General features: G+C 75.2%; 5 protein-coding genes and 1 pseudogene. All 6 read left to right on the plus strand.

Features of this window, described 5'->3' with window-relative positions:
* The first annotated feature begins 9 nt into the window (after positions 1-9).
* Positions 10-13,842, plus strand: coding sequence for an SDR family NAD(P)-dependent oxidoreductase (locus tag ABD198_RS07675; RefSeq protein ID WP_343998901.1), 13,833 nt, complete (start codon positions 10-12; stop codon positions 13,840-13,842).
* 58 nt (positions 13,843-13,900) lie between these two features.
* Entirely contained in the window at positions 13,901-16,438 is a 2,538-nt protein-coding gene (locus ABD198_RS07680; protein WP_343998770.1) for a thioester reductase domain-containing protein, read from the plus strand.
* Positions 16,435-17,580, plus strand: a complete 1,146-nt coding sequence (locus ABD198_RS07685) for an alpha/beta hydrolase (RefSeq protein WP_343998771.1) — start codon at positions 16,435-16,437, stop codon at positions 17,578-17,580. Before ABD198_RS07680 ends, ABD198_RS07685 begins: the two co-directional genes overlap by 4 nt.
* 65 nt (positions 17,581-17,645) lie before the next feature.
* Positions 17,646-18,434, plus strand: a complete 789-nt coding sequence (locus tag ABD198_RS07690; RefSeq protein WP_343998773.1) for an alpha/beta fold hydrolase — start codon at positions 17,646-17,648, stop codon at positions 18,432-18,434.
* A gap of 73 nt (positions 18,435-18,507) precedes the next feature.
* Positions 18,508-18,831 (plus strand): annotated as a pseudogene (locus tag ABD198_RS07695) (catalase-related domain-containing protein); the annotation flags it as partial.
* 116 nt (positions 18,832-18,947) lie between these two features.
* On the plus strand, positions 18,948-19,271 hold the full coding sequence (locus tag ABD198_RS07700) for a hypothetical protein (protein WP_343998774.1): 324 nt from the start codon (positions 18,948-18,950) through the stop codon (positions 19,269-19,271).
* Positions 19,272-19,361: the final 90 nt, after the last annotated feature.

The raw sequence follows: 19,361 nt of genomic DNA on the forward strand, positions 1-19,361 counted from the left end.
GTGTCAGAGATGTCCGCGCCCGAGCCCCCGAAGCAGCCCGACGACCCGCCCCTGAAGTCCGTGGACGAGGTGCGTGCCTGGCTGGTGTCGGCCGTCGCCGAGGCCACCGGACTCGACCCGCGCAGCGTCGACCCGGACCGGCCGCTCGCCGAATTCGGCCTCGGCTCACGGCAGTTGGTGGCCCTGTCCGGTGAACTCGCCGCCCGCACCGGCCGCACGCCGGACGCCTCCGTCGTCTTCGAGCACCCGACCGTCGGCGCCCTCGCGGAAGCCCTGCTGGACCAGGACCAGAGCCCCGCACCGACAACTCCCGCCACCGTCACCGAGGTCACGGCACCCGGGCGCACCGGCGACGACATCGCCATCGTCTCCATGGCCTGCCGCCTGCCCGGCGGCGCCGACGACCCGGAGGCACTGTGGCGGCTGCTCGCCGAGGGACGGGACGCCGTCACCGAAGTGCCCGCCGGCCGCTGGGACACCCGGGGCCTGTACGACCCCGACCCGGAGAGCACCGGCACCGCCTACAGCCTGCGCGGCGGATTCCTCACCGGCATCGACCGCTTCGACGCTGCCTTCTTCGGCATCTCGCCCCGCGAGGCCGAGGCCATGGACCCCCAGCAGCGGCTGCTGCTGCGGACCGCCTGGGAGACGATCGAACGCGCCGGCATCGTCCCCGGCAGCCTCCGCGGCAGCTCCACCGGCGTCTACATCGGCCTCTACGACAGCGGCTACCTCGCCTCCGCCGGACTGGACCGGCTCGACGGGCACGTCGGCACCGGCTCGGCCTCCAGCGTGGCCTCCGGACGCATCGCCTACACCCTCGGCCTCGAGGGACCGGCGGTGACCGTCGACACCGCCTGCTCGTCCTCCCTGGTCGCCCTGCACCTCGCGGCGCGGGCACTCGCCGACGGGGAGTGCGACCTGGCCCTCGCCGGCGGGGCCACGCTGATGGTCACCCCGCGCGGGCACGTGGAGTTCAGCCGGCTGCGCGGGCTGTCGCCCAGCGGCCGCTGCAGCCCCTTCTCCGCGGACGCCGACGGGGTGGTGTGGGCCGAGGGCTGCGGCCTGGTGCTCCTCAAGCGGCTCGCCGACGCCCGGCGCGACGGCGACCGGATCCTCGCCGTGATCAAGGGCTCGGCCCTCAACCAGGACGGCCGCAGCCAGGGCCTGAGCGCCCCCAGCGGCCCCGCACAGGAACGCGTGCTGCGCGCCGCGCTCGACGCCGCCGGACTCACCCCGGACGACATCGACTACGTCGAGGCCCACGGCACCGGCACCCCGCTCGGCGACCCGATCGAGGGCCGCGCCCTGGCCCGCGTCCTCGGCGCCGGCCGCCCGGCCGAACGCCCCCTGCACATCGGCTCGCTGAAGTCGAACCTCGGCCACACCCAGGCCGCCGCCGGCATCGCGGGCGTCATCAAGACCGTGCTCGCCCTGCGGCACGAGACACTCCCCGCCTCCCTGCACGCGGACACCCCGACCGAGCACATCGACTGGGCCGCCAGTGGCCTGCGCGTCCTCACCGAGCCGCGCCCCTGGCCGCGCACCGAGGACCGCCCGCGCCGCGCCGGAGTGAGCGCCTTCGGCATCAGCGGCACCAACGCCCATGTGGTGCTGGAGGAAGCCCCGCGCGAGCCGGACCCGGCGCCGGAGCCGGCGCCCGCCCCCGACCCCGCCGGCCGGCACCTCTTCCCGCTCTCCGCCCGCACGCCGGCCGCCCTGCGCGGACAGGCCGACCGCCTCGAACGCGCCCTCGCCGCACAACCCGACCTGCCCCTGAACGCCGTGGCGGCGACCCTCGCCCATCACCGCACCCACTTCGAGCACCGGGCCGTGATCCCCGCCGGGGACCACGACACCCTGCGCGCCGCCCTGCGCCTGCTCGCCGACGGGGAGACCGACCCCGAGCGGATCGCCGGCCCGCACCAGGCCGTCCCGCAGGGCAAGGTGGCCTTCGTCTTCCCCGGCCAGGGATCCCAGTGGGCCGGCATGGCCCGCGACCTCCTCGACCGCGACCCGGTCTTCGCCGACGAACTCGACCGCTGCGACGCCGCCCTGCGCCCCTTCACCTCCTGGTCCGCGGCCGCCGTCCTGCGCGGCGACGCCGGCGCGCCCTCGCTGGACCGCGTGGACGTCGTCCAGCCGGTGCTGTTCGCCGTGATGGTGTCGCTGGCCGCCGTCTGGCGGGCCCGCGGCATCCGCCCGGACGCCGTGATCGGACACAGCCAGGGCGAGGTCGCCGCGGCCTGCGTCGCGGGCGCCCTCAGCCTCAACGACGCGGCGGCCGTGGTCGCCCTGCGCAGCCAGGCCCTGACCGCCCTGTCCGGCACCGGCACCATGGCGGTCGTCGCCCTGCCGCACACCGAGACCGAGGCCCGCCTCGCCGCACTCGGCGGCGACCGGGTGTCCGTCGCCGCCGTCAACAGCGCCCGCTCCACCGTCGTGGCGGGCGAGACCGAAGCCGTCGAGGAGCTGCTCGCCGGCCTCGAGCGCGAGCAGGTCTTCGCCCGCCGCCTCGACGTCGACTACGCCTCGCACAGCCCCGCGGTGGAGGCCGTCCGCACCGGGATCGTCGACGAACTCGACGGCGTCACCGCGATACCGGCGCCCGTCGCCTGGTACTCCACCGTCACCGGCGCCCCCGTCACCGGCGAACTGGACGCCGCCTACTGGTACACCAACCTCCGCGAGCCGGTGCGGTTCGGGCCGGCCGTCGAGCGGATGATCGCCGACGGCTACCGCTGCTTCGTCGAGCTGAGCCCCCACCCCGCCCTGCTCACCGCGCTGCGCACCGTTGCCGAGGACAGCGGGACCGAGGACCTCGTCGCCGTGGGCTCGCTGCGCCGCGACGAGGACGCCCTGGCCTGCCTGGACCGTGCCACCGCCGAACTGCACGTCCACGGACGGCCCGTCGACTGGCGCCGCCTGGTCCCCGGCACCGCCCCGGCCGACCTGCCGACCTACGCCTGGGACGAGCAGCGCCACTGGTCCGAGGCCGCCGGCACCACCACCGCCGCACCCGGCCTCTTCGACCGTGCCGCGCATCCGCTGCTCGGCGTGCAGCTGCAGTCGGCGGACGAGACCCGCTGGACCTTCCGCAACGAATGGTCGGCGGCCACCGCGGACTGGCTCCCCGACCACACCGTGTTCGGCCGCACCGTGGTGTCCGGTACCACGCTGACCGAACTCTGCCGCGCCGCCCTCGCCGTGGCGCGCCCGGACACCCCCTCGGACGTCACCGACCTGCTCCTGCTCGCCCCGCTCGCACTGCCCGCGGACGGCACCACCGAGGTGTCCGTCGAGGTCGTCACCTCCGGCCCCGCACCCGAGATCACCGTGCACAGCCGCCCGCGCGGGCAGCAGGCCGCCGGCTGGACCCTGCACGCCACCGCGACCGGCACCGCCACCGACGAGGCAACGGCCACCGCGGGCGAGGCGCCGCCGGCCTGGCCGGACGGGGCCGATCCCGCCTGGAGGGAGGACACCTACGACCGGCTGGCCGCCCTCGGCCTCGGCTACGGCCCCGCCTTCCGGTGCGTACGGCAGGCCGTCCGTACCGGCGACGGCACCCTGCTGGCCCGGCTGACCCTCCCTCAGTCCGCCCGCGACACCACCGACCCCTACCCGGTCCACCCCGCGCTGCTGGACGCCGCACTCCATGTGGCGGCCGGGCTCGACCCGGACGAGAGCAGGGCGCTGCTGCCGGTCGCCGTCGGCCGCTGCATGCTGCCGCCCGGCAACCCCACCGAACTGACCGTGTCCGTGCGCCGCACCTCCGCCTCCGGCACCGACGTCACCCTCGACGTCGGCCTGTGGGACGCCGACGGCCTCCCCGCCGGACGGCTGGAGGGCGTGCGGCTGCGCGCCGCCGACCCCGCCGATCTGGATGCCTCCTCGGAGAGCGCCCGGCATCTGTACGAGGTGGCCTGGACGCCGGTCGCCGCCCGGCCGGCCCCGGCGGGCACCTGGCGGGTCCTGGGGGACGGCCCGGAAGCGGCAGCCGTCGAGCGGGAGCTGACGGCGGCGGGGGAGACCCTCGCCGCCCCGGACGAGCGCCCCGACGTGGTCGTACGCCTCTGGCCGCGCACCGGCCCGGACACCGGACCCGGCGAGGCGGCCACCGCCGCCCTCCGCGAGCTGCGCGACCTCGTCGCCCTCCGGCCCGAGGAGACGCCCGCGCGCGTCCTGTGGGTGACCCGGGGCGCGGTCGCGGCCGCCGAGGGGGACGCGGTGCCCGGTCTCGCCCGGTCCGCGCTGTGGGGGCTCGCCCGCAGCGCCCGCGCCGAGCACCCCGACCTCGGTCTGGTCCTCCTCGACCTCGACGACGACACCGAGGACGCGGTGACCGTGCTGCGCACCGCCGCCGCCCAGCGCGAGGAACCCGAACTCGCCTGCCGTCGAGGTGAGTTGCTGGCCCCGCGCCTCGTCCGTGCACGCTTCACCGGCGTCGACTCCGAAGCCGACTCCGACTCCGAAGCCGGCAGCGCGGATGCGCCCGCCAACCGGATCCCCCACGAGGGCACCGTCCTGATCACCGGCGGCCTCGGCGCCATCGGCCGCACCCTTGCCCGGCTGCTCGCCGAGCACGGCGCCCCGCGCCTGCTGCTGACCTCCCGCCGGGGCCCGGCCGACCCCCGCGCCGCCGAGGTCACCGCCGAACTCGCCGCCCTCGGCGCCGAGGTGGAGGTGGCCGCGTGCGACACCGGCGAGGCGGACGCCCTCGCCGAACTGCTCGACGGCATCCCGGAGGAGGCGCCCCTGCGGGGCGTGGTGCACTGTGCCGGCGTCCTCGCCGACGGCGTGGTCGCCGAGCTGACCCCCGAACGCCTCACCGAGGTGCTGCGCCCCAAGGCCGACGGGGCAGCGCATCTGCACCGCCTCACCGCCCACCTGGGCCTCGACCTCTTCCTGCTCGTCTCCTCGGCGGCCGGTGTCGCGGGCAACGCCGGTCAGGGCAACTACGCCGCCGCCAACGTCTTCCTCGACCAGCTCGCCCACCACCGCCGGGCGCTCGGCCTCGCCGCCCAGTCGGTCTCCTTCGGCGTCTGGGCGGGGGAGGGGCTGGCCGCCGGGCACGCCGACCTCGACCGCATGGCCCGCCTGGGCCACCGCGCCCTGACGCCCGGTCAGGCCCGCGACCTGATCGAGCTGTCGCTGCGCCGGCCCGCCCCGCACCTGGTCGCCTGGTCGCTGGACCTGCCGCGCCTGCGCGCCGCCCTCACCTCCGCGCCCGGCGGCACGCCCGCGCTCTGGCGCACCCTGCTGCCCGCCGCGCCCCGGACCGGAACCGGCGGCGACCGGCTCGCCGACCGCCTGGCCCGGCTGCCCGAGGACGAGCGCGCCGCCCGGGTCCTCGCCCTGGTCCGCGAGGAGGCGGCCCGCGCCCTCGGCCTGCGCGGCACCGACGCCGTGCGCCCCGAACAGCCGCTGCGCGAGCTCGGCATGGACTCGGTGACCGCCGTCGACCTGCGCAACCGCATCGGCGCCCGCTTCGACGCCCGGCTGCCCGCGACGCTGCTGTTCGACCACCCCACGCCCGCCCGGCTCACCGCCCACCTGCTCTCCACCGTGCTCGCCGGCGGCCGCACCACCGCCGCGCATCCGGCGCCCCGGCAGGCCCCGTCGGGCACTTCAGGGTCCGCCGCCGACGAGCCGATCGCCGTGGTGGCGACGGCCTGCCGCCTGCCCGGCGGCGTCGACGACCCGGAGTCGCTGTGGCGGCTGCTCGACGAGCGGCGCGACGCGGTCGGCCCCTTCCCGGCCGGACGCTGGGACGTGGACTCCCTCTACCACCCCGACCCGGACAACCCCGGCACCTCCTACGCCCGGGAGGGCGGCTTCCTCGACGACATCGAGTCCTTCGACGCGGGCTTCTTCGGGATCACTCCCAGGGAGGCCGCGGCGATGGACCCGCAGCAGCGGCTGCTGCTGGAGACCGCCTGGGAGGCGCTGGAGCGGGCCGGGATCGTCCCCGCCGACCTCGCCGGCAGCACCACCGGCGTGTACGTCGGCATGTTCGGCAGCGGCTATCTGGCGGGCGCCCGCCTCGACCAGCTCGACGGATACGTCGGCACCGGCTCCGCGCCCAGCGTCGCCTCCGGCCGCCTGGCCTACGCCCTCGGCCTGCACGGGCCGGCGATGACGGTGGACACCGCCTGCTCGTCCTCCCTGGTCGCCACCCATCTCGCCGTGCAGGGGCTGCGCTCCGGGGAGTGCGACCTGGCCCTGGCCGGCGGGGTGACCCTGATGGTGACCCCGCAGACCTTCGTGGAGTTCAGCCGGCTGCGCGGGCTGTCCCCGACCGGCCGCTGCCGCTCCTTCTCCGACGACGCCGACGGTGCCATCTGGGCCGAGGGCGCCGGCATGGTCGTACTGAAGCGGCTCTCCGACGCGCGCCGCGACGGCGACGAGGTGCTCGCCGTGCTGCGCGGCACCGCCGTCAACCAGGACGGCCGCAGCCAGGGCCTGTCCGCGCCCAACGGACCCGCGCAGGAGGAGGTGATCCGGCGGGCGCTTCAGCAGTCCGGCCTGACGCCCGCCGACATCGACCACGTGGAGGCCCACGGCACCGGCACCACGCTCGGCGACCCCATCGAGGCGAACGCCCTCGCCCAGGTCTTCGGCGCCACCCGCCCGCCGGGACGCCCGCTGTACCTGGGGTCGCTGAAGTCCAGCATCGGGCATGTGCAGGCCGCCTCCGGCATCGCCGGGCTCATCAAGGTCGTCGAGTCGCTGCGGCACCAGACGCTGCCCGCCACCCTGCACGTCGGCACGCCCAGCCGGCACGTCGACTGGGAGAGCAGCGGACTGCACCTGCTGCGCGAGCCGGTGGCCTGGCCGTCCGGCGAGCGGGTGCGGCGGGCCGGGGTGAGCGCCTTCGGGATCAGCGGCACCAACGCCCATGTGATCGTGGAGGAGGCCCCGCCCGCCCCGGACGGCGACCGGGACCAGAAGAGCGCGGGCCCTGCTGCCGGACTGTTCCTGCTGTCGGCACGCAGCGAGGCCGCGCTGCGCGGACAGGCCGCCCGGCTCGCCCGCCGGCTGACCGACGACGACATCCCGCTCGCGGACGTCGCCCACACCCTGGCCCGGCACCGCAGCCACTTCGAGCGGCGCGCCGGACTGGCGGCCGCCGACCGGGACGAACTGCTCGCCCGGCTGGAGGCGCTGGCGAGCGGACGGATGCCGGTCGCGCCCGCCCGCGAGGGGCAGGACGGCAAGGTGGCCTTCGTCTTCGCCGGGCACGGCGGCCAGTGGCCGGGTATGGGCCTGGAGCTGATGGGGGAGTCGGAGGCGTTCCGCGCGGAACTCACCAGGATCGACGAGGCCGTGCGGCGGCACGCCGGCTGGTCGGTGCTGGACGCGCTGCGCGCCCCCGAGGAGTTCTCCCCGCTGGAGCGCACCGAGTATCTGCAGCCCACGCTGTTCGCCGTCAACGCCTCGCTGGCCGCTGCCTGGCGCGCGCTCGGCGTCACACCGGGTGCGGTCGCCGGACACAGCCTCGGCGAGATCGCCGCCGCCTACAGCGCGGGCGCCCTGACGCTCGATAACGCCGTGACCGTGGTGACCGGCCGCGCCCACGCGGTCGTGCCGCTGGTCGGCCGCGGCGGGATGGCCGCCGTGGAACTGCCGCATGCCGAGGTCGGGGAACTCCTCGAGCCCTACGCCGGACGGCTGTTCGTCGCCGCCGTCAACGGCCCCCGCTCCACCGCCGTTTCCGGCGACTCCGGGGCCCTCGCCGAGCTGCGCACCCGCCTGGAGGAACGCGGCGTCGCGGTACGGCGGCTGAGCACGCCGTTCGCCTCGCACACCCCGCTGATGGAACCGCTGCGGGACGAACTCCTGGAGCGCTTCGGCGAGGTGCGGCCCGCCGAGCCGCACACCCCGCTGTACTCCTCCGTGCTGGCCGAGCCCGTACCGGGTGAACGGCTGGACGCCGCCTACTGGTTCGGCAACCTCAGCCGCCCGGTCCGCTTCGCCGACACCATCCGCCGCCTCCTGGACGACGGCTACCGGTACTTCGTCGAACTCAGCCCGCACCCGTCCCTCACCGCGTCCATCGAGGCGGTGGCCGCCGAGGCCGGCATCGACGCGGCCGCCGTGGGCTCGCTGCGCCGCCGGCGGGACGGCAGCCAGGTGCTGCTGCGCAGGGTCGGCGAACTCTACGCGGCCGGTCACACCCCCGACCTGAAGGTCCTCTTCCCGGCGGGCCGCCGGGTGAGCCTGCCGACCTACGCCTTCGCCCGTACCCGGCACTGGCTGGCCCCCGCCCCGGCCGCCGCGTCCGGCGGCTCACCGCTGCTCGGCACCCACGTCGAGGCGAGCGACACACCGGACCACCACCTGTTCCAGAGCGAGATCGACCTGCGCGACCGCCGCTTCGCCTATCTGACGGACCACCGCGTCACGGGCGAGGTCTGGCTGCCCGGCTCCGCCTTCCTCGCCATGGCCCTGGAGGCCGCCACCGCCGTCGCGGCGGACGGCGGAGACGGTGCCATACGGCTGGCCGACGTCGCCTTCCTGCGGCCCCTGCGGCTGGAGGAGGAGCGCCCCGTACGGCTCCAGCTGGTGCTGCGGCCCGCCGAGAACGGCGCCCGCGAGTTCACCGTCGCGGCCGCGGCGCCCGGCGCCCGCTGGGAACGGCACGCGACCGGCCGGATCCTCACCGGCGAGGCCGGCGGCACGGGCGAGGTCGAGCCGCCGTCCGAGCTCCGCGCCCGCTGCACCGAACAGGCCGACCCGCATGCCCTGTACGCGCGGCTCGGCACCCTCGGCATCGAGTACGGCCCGGCCTTCCGCGGCCTGCCCGAGGCGCACCGGGACGCCACCACCGCGCTCGCCCGCCTTGCCGACCGGTCCGCCGAGGGCCATCTGCTGCACCCCGCCCTCCTCGACGCCGCCTTCCACACCGCCGGCCTGCCCGGCGACGCGCCCGAGGGCCGGGCGTTCGTGCCCGCCGGGGTCGGACGGCTGCGCCACACCGGGCGGCGCACCGCACCCGCCTGGGTCACCTGCGCGCTGCGGTCCCTGGACGGCGACACCGCCACCCTCGACCTGCGCCTGTGGGACGAGGACGAACAACTCCTGCTGGAGGCCGAGGAGTTCCGGCTGGCCGCGCTCTCCCCGCTGGACGGCGCCCTGTTCGAGACCCGCTGGCAGTCCCGCCCCGACGCCCGGGAACCCGCGGCCGACGGCCGCTGGCTGATCCTGGCCGACACCACCGGCGTGGCCGACGAACTCGCCGAGCGCCTGGGACCGTCCGGGCGGCACGTCCTGGCCCGGCGCGGCGACACCTTCACCGCCGAAGGCCCCGGACACTATGCCCTCGACCCGTCCGACGAGCAGCAGATGAACCGCCTGCTCGACGAGGCGTTCCCGGACGCGCCGCCCGAGCGGGTGGTGCTGCTGACCGCGCTCGACGCGCCGCCGGTCACCGACGAGGCGAGCGCCGAGCAGGCGGCCCGGTTGTGCTGCCTGAGCACCCTGCACGTGGTGCGGGCGCTCACCGGCGGCCGCGGTCCGGCACCCCGCCTGTTCGTCGTCGTCCGCGCCTCCCAGGCCGCCGGACCCGAGGAGCACGTCACCCGTCCGCAGCAGGCGCTCGCCTGGGGCTTCGCCCTCGCCGTGGCGCAGGAGTACCCGGAGCTGTCGACCACCCTCGTCGACCTGCCCGGCACCGGCGGGACCGAGGCGCTGTGGACCCAGCTGCGGCATGCCGACGACGAACGGCTCCTCGCCCTGCGCGACTCCGGCCGCCTGGTGCCGCGCCTGGCCCGCACCCGCCCCGACGACCGGGCCGACGGCACCGTCAGCCCCGACGGCGTCCACCTGATCACCGGCGGCCTCGGCGGCCTCGGCCGGGTCGTCGCCGAACGCCTGGTCCGGCTCGGCGCACGGCGACTGGCCCTGCTGAGCCGCGGCACACCCGGCCCGGACGCCGCAGCCTGGATCGCCTCACTGGAGCAGCGCGGCGTCACCGTGCACCTGGCCCGCGCCGACGTCGCCGACCGCGCCGCGCTGAGCGCCGCCCTGGACGCCGTACGCGAGGCGGCCGGGCCCGTCGCCACCGTGGTGCACGCCGCCGGTGTCCTCGACGACGCCACCGTGGCCAACCTGACCGACGACCGTGTGCTGCGCGTCCTCGCACCGAAGGTGCTGGGCACCGCCCTGCTCACCGAACTGGTCCCCGAGGCGGGCAACCTGGTGCTGTTCGCCTCCGCGGCCGGCCTGCTCGGCTCCGCCGGACAGGCCCCCTACAGCGCCGCCAACGCCTTCCTCGACGCCTGGGCCCACCACCTCGGCCACCGCAGGGCGCAGAGCCTGGACTGGGGCGCCTGGACCGGCGTCGGCATGGTCGCCGCCTCGGACACCCGGGCCGCCGAGACCGGCCGCTCCGGCCTCGTGCCGTTCACCCCGGAGGAGGGCGGCGAACTCTTCACCCGCCTGCTGTCCGACTCCCGGCGCCAGCTCGCCCCGATCGCCCTCGACCGGGAGATGCTGGCCCTGGCCCCCGAGGTCGCCCGCACCCGCCCGATGCTCGCCGACCTGACCGGCGCACCGGCCCGCGACGGCGACGCGGACGAACTCGTCCGCAAGGTCTTCGCCGCGACCACCGACGAGGACCGCGCCACCTGGATCGAGGCCTATGTGCGGGCCAGGATCACCGCCGTCTCGGGCGGCGTCGCCGACGTCTCCGCGACCACGGCCCTGAAGGAACTCGGCCTGGACTCCCTGATGCTGGTGCGGTTGCGCAACGACTTCGCCCGCGAACTGGGCGTCGACCTCCCGGCCGCCGAGGTGTTCTCGGCCGCCGACACGCGCGGCCTCGCCCGCATGCTGGCCGCCGCCCTGCCCGAACGCGCCGAGGCCCCCGAGGAGCAGCCGGCAGCGGCCCAGGCACCGGCCGCCGTCGAGGAGGTCCCCGACACCGAGCTGCTGCCCGCGACCCGCGACGTGGTGCGGCTGCTGCGCAGCGCCGGACCCGGCATGCCCGACGCCGCCCACGGCATCGGTCTCGCACTGCGGCTCACCGAACCCACCACCGAGGAGGCGCTCACCGGCATCCTCGCCCGGCTCACCGCCCGCCACGCGGCCCTGCGCACCGGCATCGTGACCGGCCCCGAGGGCGGACGCCGGCTGTGCGTCCACCGGGAGGTGGCCCGGCCCATCCTGCGCTGGACGACGGTCACGGACGAGGAAGGCATCGACCCGGCGAGCCGCCTGAGCGCCCTGCTGGAGCCGCCGTTCGACCTGGCCCAGCCGTCGCTGTGGCGCTTCGAACTCCTCGACGGCGGGGCCGAGCACGGGCAGGTCCTCGTCCTGGGCGCCCACCACGCGGTGAGCGACCTGCAGTCCCTGCTGCTGGTCGCGGGGGAGATCGACAGGGAGCTGTCCGGCACCCGGCTCGACGACACCCTCACCAACCGGGACGTCCGGCTGCTGCTCGAGGCGCAGCAGGGCGGCAACCCGGAGCAGGACGCGACGACCGCCGCATGGCACCAGGCTTTCGAGGGCGTCTCCCGCCTCGACCTGACGCTCAGTCATGAGCGCCCGGAGGCACGGTCCTACCGCGCGGGCAGCGTCACCGTGACCATGCCCGAGGGGCTCACCGGGAAGGTGACCGCCGCCGCGAGCCGGCTCGCCGTCACGCCCGCCGCTTTCTGCCTCGGCGCCCTCACCGTGCTGCTCGCCCGCCTGCGGGAACGCGAGCGGTTCGTGCTCGCGGTGCCCGTCGACACCCGCATCCACGCCGACGCCTACGACGCGGTCGGCTTCTTCGGGGTGCCGGTGCCCTTCCCGGCCGAGGCACACCCCGGGGAGCGGGCCGAGGAGGTGCTGCGCCGCACCGACCAGCGACTGCAGCGGATCCTGGCCAAGGGCGCGATGTTCTCCGACGTGCTGCCCGTGCTGTCCCGGCAGGGTCTGCACCGGCCGCACGCGCCCCTGGTGGAGGTCTACTTCAACTACGTCCGCTCCGCCGCCGGCCGGCTCGACCGGGTCCAGGTGCTGCCCGCCGGGACGGGCTACTCCGACCTCGACCTGATGATCACCATGACGCCGGACGCGAACAGCATCCGCTTCGACCACAACCTGGACATCCTCGACGCCACGGCGACGAGCGCAATGGCCGAGGAGTACCTGCGGCTGCTGGAGGAGACGGCGGAGACACCCGCGACGCTCGTCGGGAAGGACATGGACTTGGGGAAGAACCCTGGGAACGCCCCCCGGGCGAACGCCTCCGCAGAAGCCGGGCCGGCGCGGACCCGGGTCGCCCTTGCCGCCACCTTCGCGCTCGGCAGCCTGCCGCTGATCTGCGAGACCGCGTTCGACGAGGCCGCCGGAACGGCACCGACCGAGGTCGCCGAGGCGCCGTATCACCAGGTGCTCGCCGCGCTCCAGGACCCCTCCGGCGTCTTCGCCGACCCGGCGGTACAGGCGGGCGTGGTGCTGCTGCGCGGCGCCGACCTGGAACGCTTCGGACCCGTCGACGACGAGCTGCTCACCGAGCTGCGCACCGCCTACCCGGCCGCACTGCGGGGCCTCGCCGAGCGGACCGGAAAGCCGCTGGTCGTCGGCGTCCTGCCGACCGCCCGGCCCGAGGACCGGTGCACCGCCTGGGAACGGGAACTGGCCGCCGAACTCGCCGAGCAGCCGGGCCTCGCCGTCCTCGGCCCCGACGACTGGACCCGGCATCACCCCGTCGAGAAGGTCTTCGACGAGCGCACCGAACGACTGGCCCATCTGCCGTACACGACCGAGTTCCAGGCCGCCGTGGCGCTGACGCTCGCCGAGACGCTCCGCGCGGCGCGCCGCCGGCCCAAGGTGATCGCGGTCGACGGCGACGAGACCCTCTGGGGCGCTGTCGCGGGCGAGACCGGCCCCGAGTCGGTGGACCTGACCGGTCCGCGCGCCCTGCTCGCCCGCCGCCTGCTGCGCTGGCGGGAGGCCGGTGCGCTGCTGGTGCTGGTCAGCAACAACGACGAGGACGTGGTGCGGGCGGTGCTCGACCGCCCCGACAGCACCCTGAAGCCCGAGCACTTCAGCGTCCTCTCCGCCGAGTGGGGACCCAAGCCGGAACGGCTCGCACAGGCGGCCCGCACCCTCAACCTGGGCCTGGACAGCTTCTTGTTCCTGGACGACAACCCCGCCGAGATCGCCAGGATGCGCGCGGCCCACCCCCAGGTGCTGTCGGTGACCTGCCCGCCCGCCACCGAACTCGCCGGGTTCCTGCGCCGGTTGTGGCCGCTGACACCGGCCGCGACGACTGCCGAGGACGCGCTGCGGGCACGCTTCTACGAGCAGGAGCGGGAACGCGACGCGGTGCGCGCGCAGACCTCGTTCGAGGAGTTCCTCGCCGGGCTGCGACTGGAGGTCGACATCCGGCCGCTCACCGAGGCGGATGTGCCGCGCGGCGAACAACTCGTCCGCCGGACCAACCAGTTCACCCTGCGGGCGCGCTCGGCCGACGGCGGGGACCTGGCCCGGTGGCGCGAGCGCGGCGAGGTGTGGACCGCGGCGGCCCGCGACCGCTTCGGCGACTACGGGCAGATCGCCCTGCTCGCCGTGCGGGCCGAGGGCGACCTGCTGGACCTGCTCGCCTGGTCGATGAGCTGCCGGGCGCTCGGCCGGGGCGTCGAGGAACGGCTGCTGCAGTGGATGGCGGACCGGGCCGAGGAACTCGGCTGCGGCAAGGTCCGCCTGACGGCCGAGCGCACCCCGCGCAACGCCCCCGCCCGGCGGCTGCTCGCCGCGCTGGGCGGGGGAGACGAGAGCGACGACCGTCTGGAAGCCGTCGTCACACCGGATCACCTGCGGGCGTTCCGGTCCTGGCGGCAGCAGTAGGCCGCGGGGCGGCAGCGGCATGAGAGGAACAGGAACCGGTGAAGAGCGAAGGGCTCCCATGCGTGAGGTGAACCAGGACACGGTTGCGGAGGCCGAGGCCATCGAACGCGGCGGCGGCCCGCTCGACGTCCCCGGACTGCTGGCCAGGGTCTCCGAACGCCGGCGCGCGCAGACCGCCGACGCGGAGGACGCGGCGTCGGACACCGGGGCGGACTGCGCGGGGCCGGTGTCCCGTACGGAGTTCGAAGGCCCGGTGTCCCGTACCGAGTCCGAAAGCCCGGTCTCCCGCACGGAGCCCGAAAGCCCGGTGTCCCGTACGGAGTCCGGCAGCACCGAGAGCGGCCCCGCCGCGCAGGACGCCGACGCCCTGGCGGCGGCCATCTCCGCCGTCGCCGGGCGCTTCCTCCCGGGCGGAGAACTCGCCGTGGACGCCGACTTCTTCGACGCCGGGGGTTCCTCCGTCGATGCCGTCGAGTTCGCCGCCGCGCTGGAGGACGAGCTCGGCATCGTGCTCGACCTCGACGAGGTGTTCACGGACGGCCGCCCGATCAGTCTGGCCCGCCGCGGTCCGCACGCCTCCATACCGTCCGTGAGCGCAACGCCGGCCGCCCCACCCTCGGTCCCTGTGTCACCGGCCCCGGCCTCCGCACCGCAGGACCGTGCCCCTGCACCTGCCCCCGCACCGCGGGTCCCCGCCCCCGTACCACCCGCCGTCCAGCCCTCCTCAGCAGACCGCCCCGCCACCACCTCGGCCGGCCCCGCCACCGCCCGTCCCGAGGATCTCCAGCAGATCCTCGCCGACCTGGCGCTCGCCGACCGTCTTCCCTTCGTCTCCGACGCGGAGCCCGTCCCGCCCCGCCGGATCCTGCTCACCGGGGCCACCGGGTTCCTCGGCGGGCACATGCTGCTGGACCTGCTGCGCTACAGCGACGCCCACGTGTACTGCCTGGTGCGCGCCGAGGACGAGGACGCGGCGCTCACCCGGCTCGGCGAGGCGCTGAAGAGCTACCGGCTGCCCTGGTCGTCGGAGGTGCGCCGGCGCATCACCGTCCTCCCCGGCGACATGCGCCGCCCGCGCCTGGGGCTGTCCGACGAGACCTGGGCGCGGCTCGCCCAGGAGCTGGACAGCATCGTCGGTGTCGCCGCCGCCGTGGACTTCCTGCGCGGCTACCAGTCGCTGCGGGGGAGCAACGTCCTCGGCCCGCTCACCCTCGCCGAGCTGGCCGCGACCGGGCGGCCCAAGCCGCTGCACCACATCTCCTCCATCGCCGTGTTCAACGAGGTCGGCATCGCCTCCATGGGGGAGGACGACCCCCTCGCGCACATCGACCGCCTGGTGTCCGGCTACGACCAGTCCAAGTGGGCCGCCGAGGTGGCCCTGCGCCGCGCCCGCGACCACGGGCTGATCGTCACCGCCCTGCGCCCCGGCGGCATCGGCGGCCACACCAAGACCGGCGCCTACAACCCGCAGGACCTCAGCAGCGGCCTGATCTCGGCCTTCGGCCGCTTCCGCACCGTGCCCGCCTTCCGGTACCTCAACGCCGCCCCCGTCGACTGGGTGAGCCGCGTCGCCGCGGCCGTCGTGTGCGAACCGGACGCCTGGGGCTTCGACTACAACCTCACCGGCGTTCCCAGCACCCTCGACGACGTCGTACGGGACATGGCGTTCGGCGGCATGCACGTGCGTGTGCAGGACTGGGACGAGTGGCGCACCGGCACCCTGGCCCGGCTGGAGGCCGAGCCCGTGCCCGAACTCGCCTTCCTCACCCGCGTGTTGCAGAGTCCCACGGCGCTGAAGCTGTGCGAGGCCACCCTCAAGGGACCGGCCGCCGAGATGGAACGCACCGCCGCCCTCGTCGAGGCCCTGGGCCTGCCGCCCGCCCGGCGCTACGACGCACGCGCCCAGCTGAAGACGTTCGAGAGGCTCGCCGAGGACGGTCTGGGCCGGCTCCCGGCCAAGGAGGACCCGCCCTACCTGTGGTTCTCCGAGACCACCGAGGGCACGGTCGGACCGGTCGGCGCACCCGCCGAAGTGCCGTGCTCCATGGCGCTCACCCTCTCCATCGCGAGCATGCACCAGCTGGTGAGCGACCGCCGGGTCGACGTGCGCGGCACGGTCACCTGCCCCGCGCTGCACGCCGAACCGCTCACCGTGGAGCGCGGCGACGTGTGGGTCCGCCCCGAGGAGGGCATCCCGCAGCGGCACGGCATGAAGCATCAACTGCTGCGCTACCGCCTGGAACTGGTGGACGCGAGCGGCGGGCGCTGGTGGCTGGAGGGCCGCAAGCATGCCCGCGCCCGGCGCGACCTGTGGCGGCAGACCCGCGCCCTCACCGTCGAGATCGGCCCCGCCGGGGAACCGGCCACGCTGGCCGGCGAGGTCGTCGTACCCGCCGACTCCTACGTCCGCGACCAGATCGACGGCATCAAGGTCGACCCTCGGCTGACCAGCCAGGAGAAGCGGGCCGCCAAGCTGACCTGGCTCGCCTGGTTCGGTCTCGAGATGGGCCGCGGACTGATCGGACCGTTCGCCCGCGCCGCCGCCGACCTGCTCGACCTGCGCCGCACCACCACCCTCACGGAGCGCCACCGATGATCTTCCAGACCAGGACCAGGAAAACCAACGCGCCCGTGCTCCGCCGGGTCAGGACCACACCGGCCCTGCGCCCGCTGCAGCACCGGCTCGACCCGTCCGCCGTCGAGGAGATCCCGCTGCGCGCCGGCGACGGGGTACGCCTCGGCCTCACCCGCGTCGGAAGTGGCAACGGCAGCGGCGACCGGCCGGCCGTTCTGCTGCTGCACGGGCACACCGCCTCCGCCGACATGTTCCTGCTGCCGGAGACCCGCAACCTGGTCGACGTCCTGCTCGACGAGGGTTACGAGCCCTGGCTGCTCGACTGGCGCGGCAGCTGCCGGCTGCCCTACAACTCGACCGGCGGGCGCTACACCTACGACGACGTCGCCCTCTACGACATCCCCGCCGCCGTCGCGCGGGTCCGCGAACGCATCGGAGACCGGCCGCTGTTCGTGGTCGCCCACTGCATCGGCTCGCTCTGCCTGTCGCTGAGCATGACCGCCGGCCTGGTGCCGGGCCTCGCGGGAGTGGTCTCCCAGGGGGTGTTCCTCACCCCCAAGCTGGCCGGACGCACCTCGCTGCGGATGTCGCTCGCCGGGGAGCTGCTGAGGTCCCGCATCGACCACATCCCGGTCGACTTCCGCTCCGTCGGCCTGTGGTCGAAGTACACCCCGCTGTTCGCCCTGGCCTCCCGCAAGGCCGACTGCCCGGACCCGACCTGCCAGATCCTGCACAACTCGGCCTGGGGGACCGGCGCCTCGCTGTTCGTGCACGAGCACCTCAGCGAGACCACCCACGGCCGGCTCGCCGACCTCCTCGGCCCCGCGCCGCTGTGGATCCTGCCGCACCTGCGGCGCATCGAACTCGCCCGCACCGTGGTGCGCTGGCACGACACCGACCACCGCTACCGCGCCCTGCCGCCCAACGCGCTCGACGCCGCCGGCCGCATCGACACCCCCGTGCTGCTGATCTCCGGCAGTGAGAACGGGCTGTGGCTCGACTCGCAGAAGCTCTGCCACCAGGTGCTCGCCCGACGGCAGCCCCGGCTCGACGTGCGCTACACCGAGATCCCCGGCTACGGCCACCTGGACACGTTCCTCGGCCGGGGCGCCGCCCTCGACGTCTACGGGCACATCCTGGACTTCCTCGGCGAACACCGCTGACGGCCGCCCGCGCCGACGCTACCCTACCGATCAGTAACCCGACGGGACCCAGGAGGCGAGGCCCCATGCCGCAGTTCGCTGCCGACGGCGCGGAACTCATCTACGACGACGAGGGGCCGCGCGACGCCGAGGGCGTGCCCCTGGTGTTCATCCACGGCTGGACCGCGGACCGGCACCGCTGGGACCACCAGATGGAGCACTTCTCCGCCGGGCGCCGGGTGATCCGCCTCGACCTGCGCGGACACGGCGAGAGCAGCGGCGGCGCGGCCCGCACCGTCGAGGAACTCGCCCGCGACGTGATGGCCCTGCTCGACCATCTGAAGGTCGAACGGTTCATCCCGGTCGGACACTCGATGGGCGGCATGATCGCCCAGGTCATCGCCCTCACCCACCCCGAGCGGGTCGAGCGGCTCGTGCTGGTGAACTCCATCAGCCGCATGGTCTACAGCCGGGGACGCGGACTGCTGATGGCCGCGTCCGCGCGGGTGCCGTTCAAGCTGTTCATCGCCGCCCAGATCCACCGCGCCTTCGCCCCCGGGTATCCCCGCCAGGAGGTCAGGGAGTACATCCGCGCCTCCGCGGCCACGCCCCGCGAGGTCGTGATGACCCTGTACGACGCCATGCGGGCCTTCGACGTACTGGACCGGGTCGGCGAGATCCGAGTGCCCACGCTGATCGTGCACGGCTACCACGACATCCAGCTCCCGGTGAAGCAGATGCTGCGCATGGCCACGCACTACCCGGACGCGGTGATCCGGATCATCGACGCCGGGCACGAGCTGCCCGTGGAGAAGCCGAAGGAGCTCACCGCCGCGCTCGACTGGTTCCTCTCCGGGCCGCCGCCCGGCAGCTGAGAGGCCAGGGCTCCGAGTCGCTGCCCCGCGACTGACCCGGCAAGGGCTTCTCGCCGCCCTCGGCGCGCCCCGGCGGCGCTATCTGCTGATGGAGGACTGGGAGCGGGACGACCTGGTGCACAACTTCGCAACCCTGCTCTCCCAGTGCGACCGCCCGGTGCAGGAGCGCATGGTCTGGCACTTCCTGCCGGCCGAGAACGACCTCGGCCGCCGGGCCGGCGAGGGGCTCGGCATCACGCCCGAGGACGTCGCCACCCTGGAACCCCTGGCGAGCCAGGACCTCACCGACGAGGACCGCAAGCGGCTGGCCAACCTCGGCGACAACCCGCCACGCGACGTGGCGGGCCTCACCATGACCCACTGCGTTCCCGACGAGCACCACGTCGTCACCCGCTGAGCCACCGGCGACCACGCAACCGGCGGGCGGGACATCCGCCGTCAACCACTCACGCAGGACGGTGAATTCCCGCCCGCCGCCGATCGCCGGGGCCCGGGCCGGGGGACCACTGGATCATGACGAGTACACCGTTCCAGCGCACCCTCACCCTGCCTGCCTCGCTGTGCGAGCAGGCCGTCCAGCATCTGGAGCAGGCCGCGCAGCGGACCGTCGACGGCGCCGGGATCCCGCTGAAGGCGTTCCGGGCCGCCGCCGACAACGACTACACCCTGCCGGTCTCCGTGGTGGAGCAGGCCGCGGGCTGTCTGCTGGTGCTGGCCACCGAGACCGCCCAGACCGCACGGCCCTCCGCCCTGCGCGCCACCATCGGGGTCGCCCTGCGCCTGCGCGACGCCGTGGAGGCCCTCCACCAGCCGGCCCTGACCACCCGGTACTGGTGAGGACGGCCCGTCACCTGTCCCGGCAGCACGGCATGGCGGCCCGCCACCCGGGAACCCGGCCGGTCCCGCACCCCCGAGATCCCAGGAGCT

Source organism: Streptomyces thermocarboxydovorans (assembly GCF_039524635.1).
Taxonomy (GTDB): Bacteria; Actinomycetota; Actinomycetes; order Streptomycetales; family Streptomycetaceae; genus Streptomyces; species Streptomyces thermocarboxydovorans.

Bases quoted from the DNA above. Each gene is read 5' to 3' on its own strand.
- ABD198_RS07685 (WP_343998771.1), top strand. From the start codon at position 16,435: ATGATCTTCCAGACCAGGACCAGGAAAACCAACGCGCCCGTGCTCCGC.
- ABD198_RS07700 (WP_343998774.1), top strand. From the start codon at position 18,948: ATGACGAGTACACCGTTCCAGCGCACCCTCACCCTGCCTGCCTCGCTG.
- ABD198_RS07680 (WP_343998770.1), top strand. From the start codon at position 13,901: ATGCGTGAGGTGAACCAGGACACGGTTGCGGAGGCCGAGGCCATCGAA.
- ABD198_RS07690 (WP_343998773.1), top strand. From the start codon at position 17,646: ATGCCGCAGTTCGCTGCCGACGGCGCGGAACTCATCTACGACGACGAG.
- ABD198_RS07675 (WP_343998901.1), top strand. From the start codon at position 10: ATGTCCGCGCCCGAGCCCCCGAAGCAGCCCGACGACCCGCCCCTGAAG.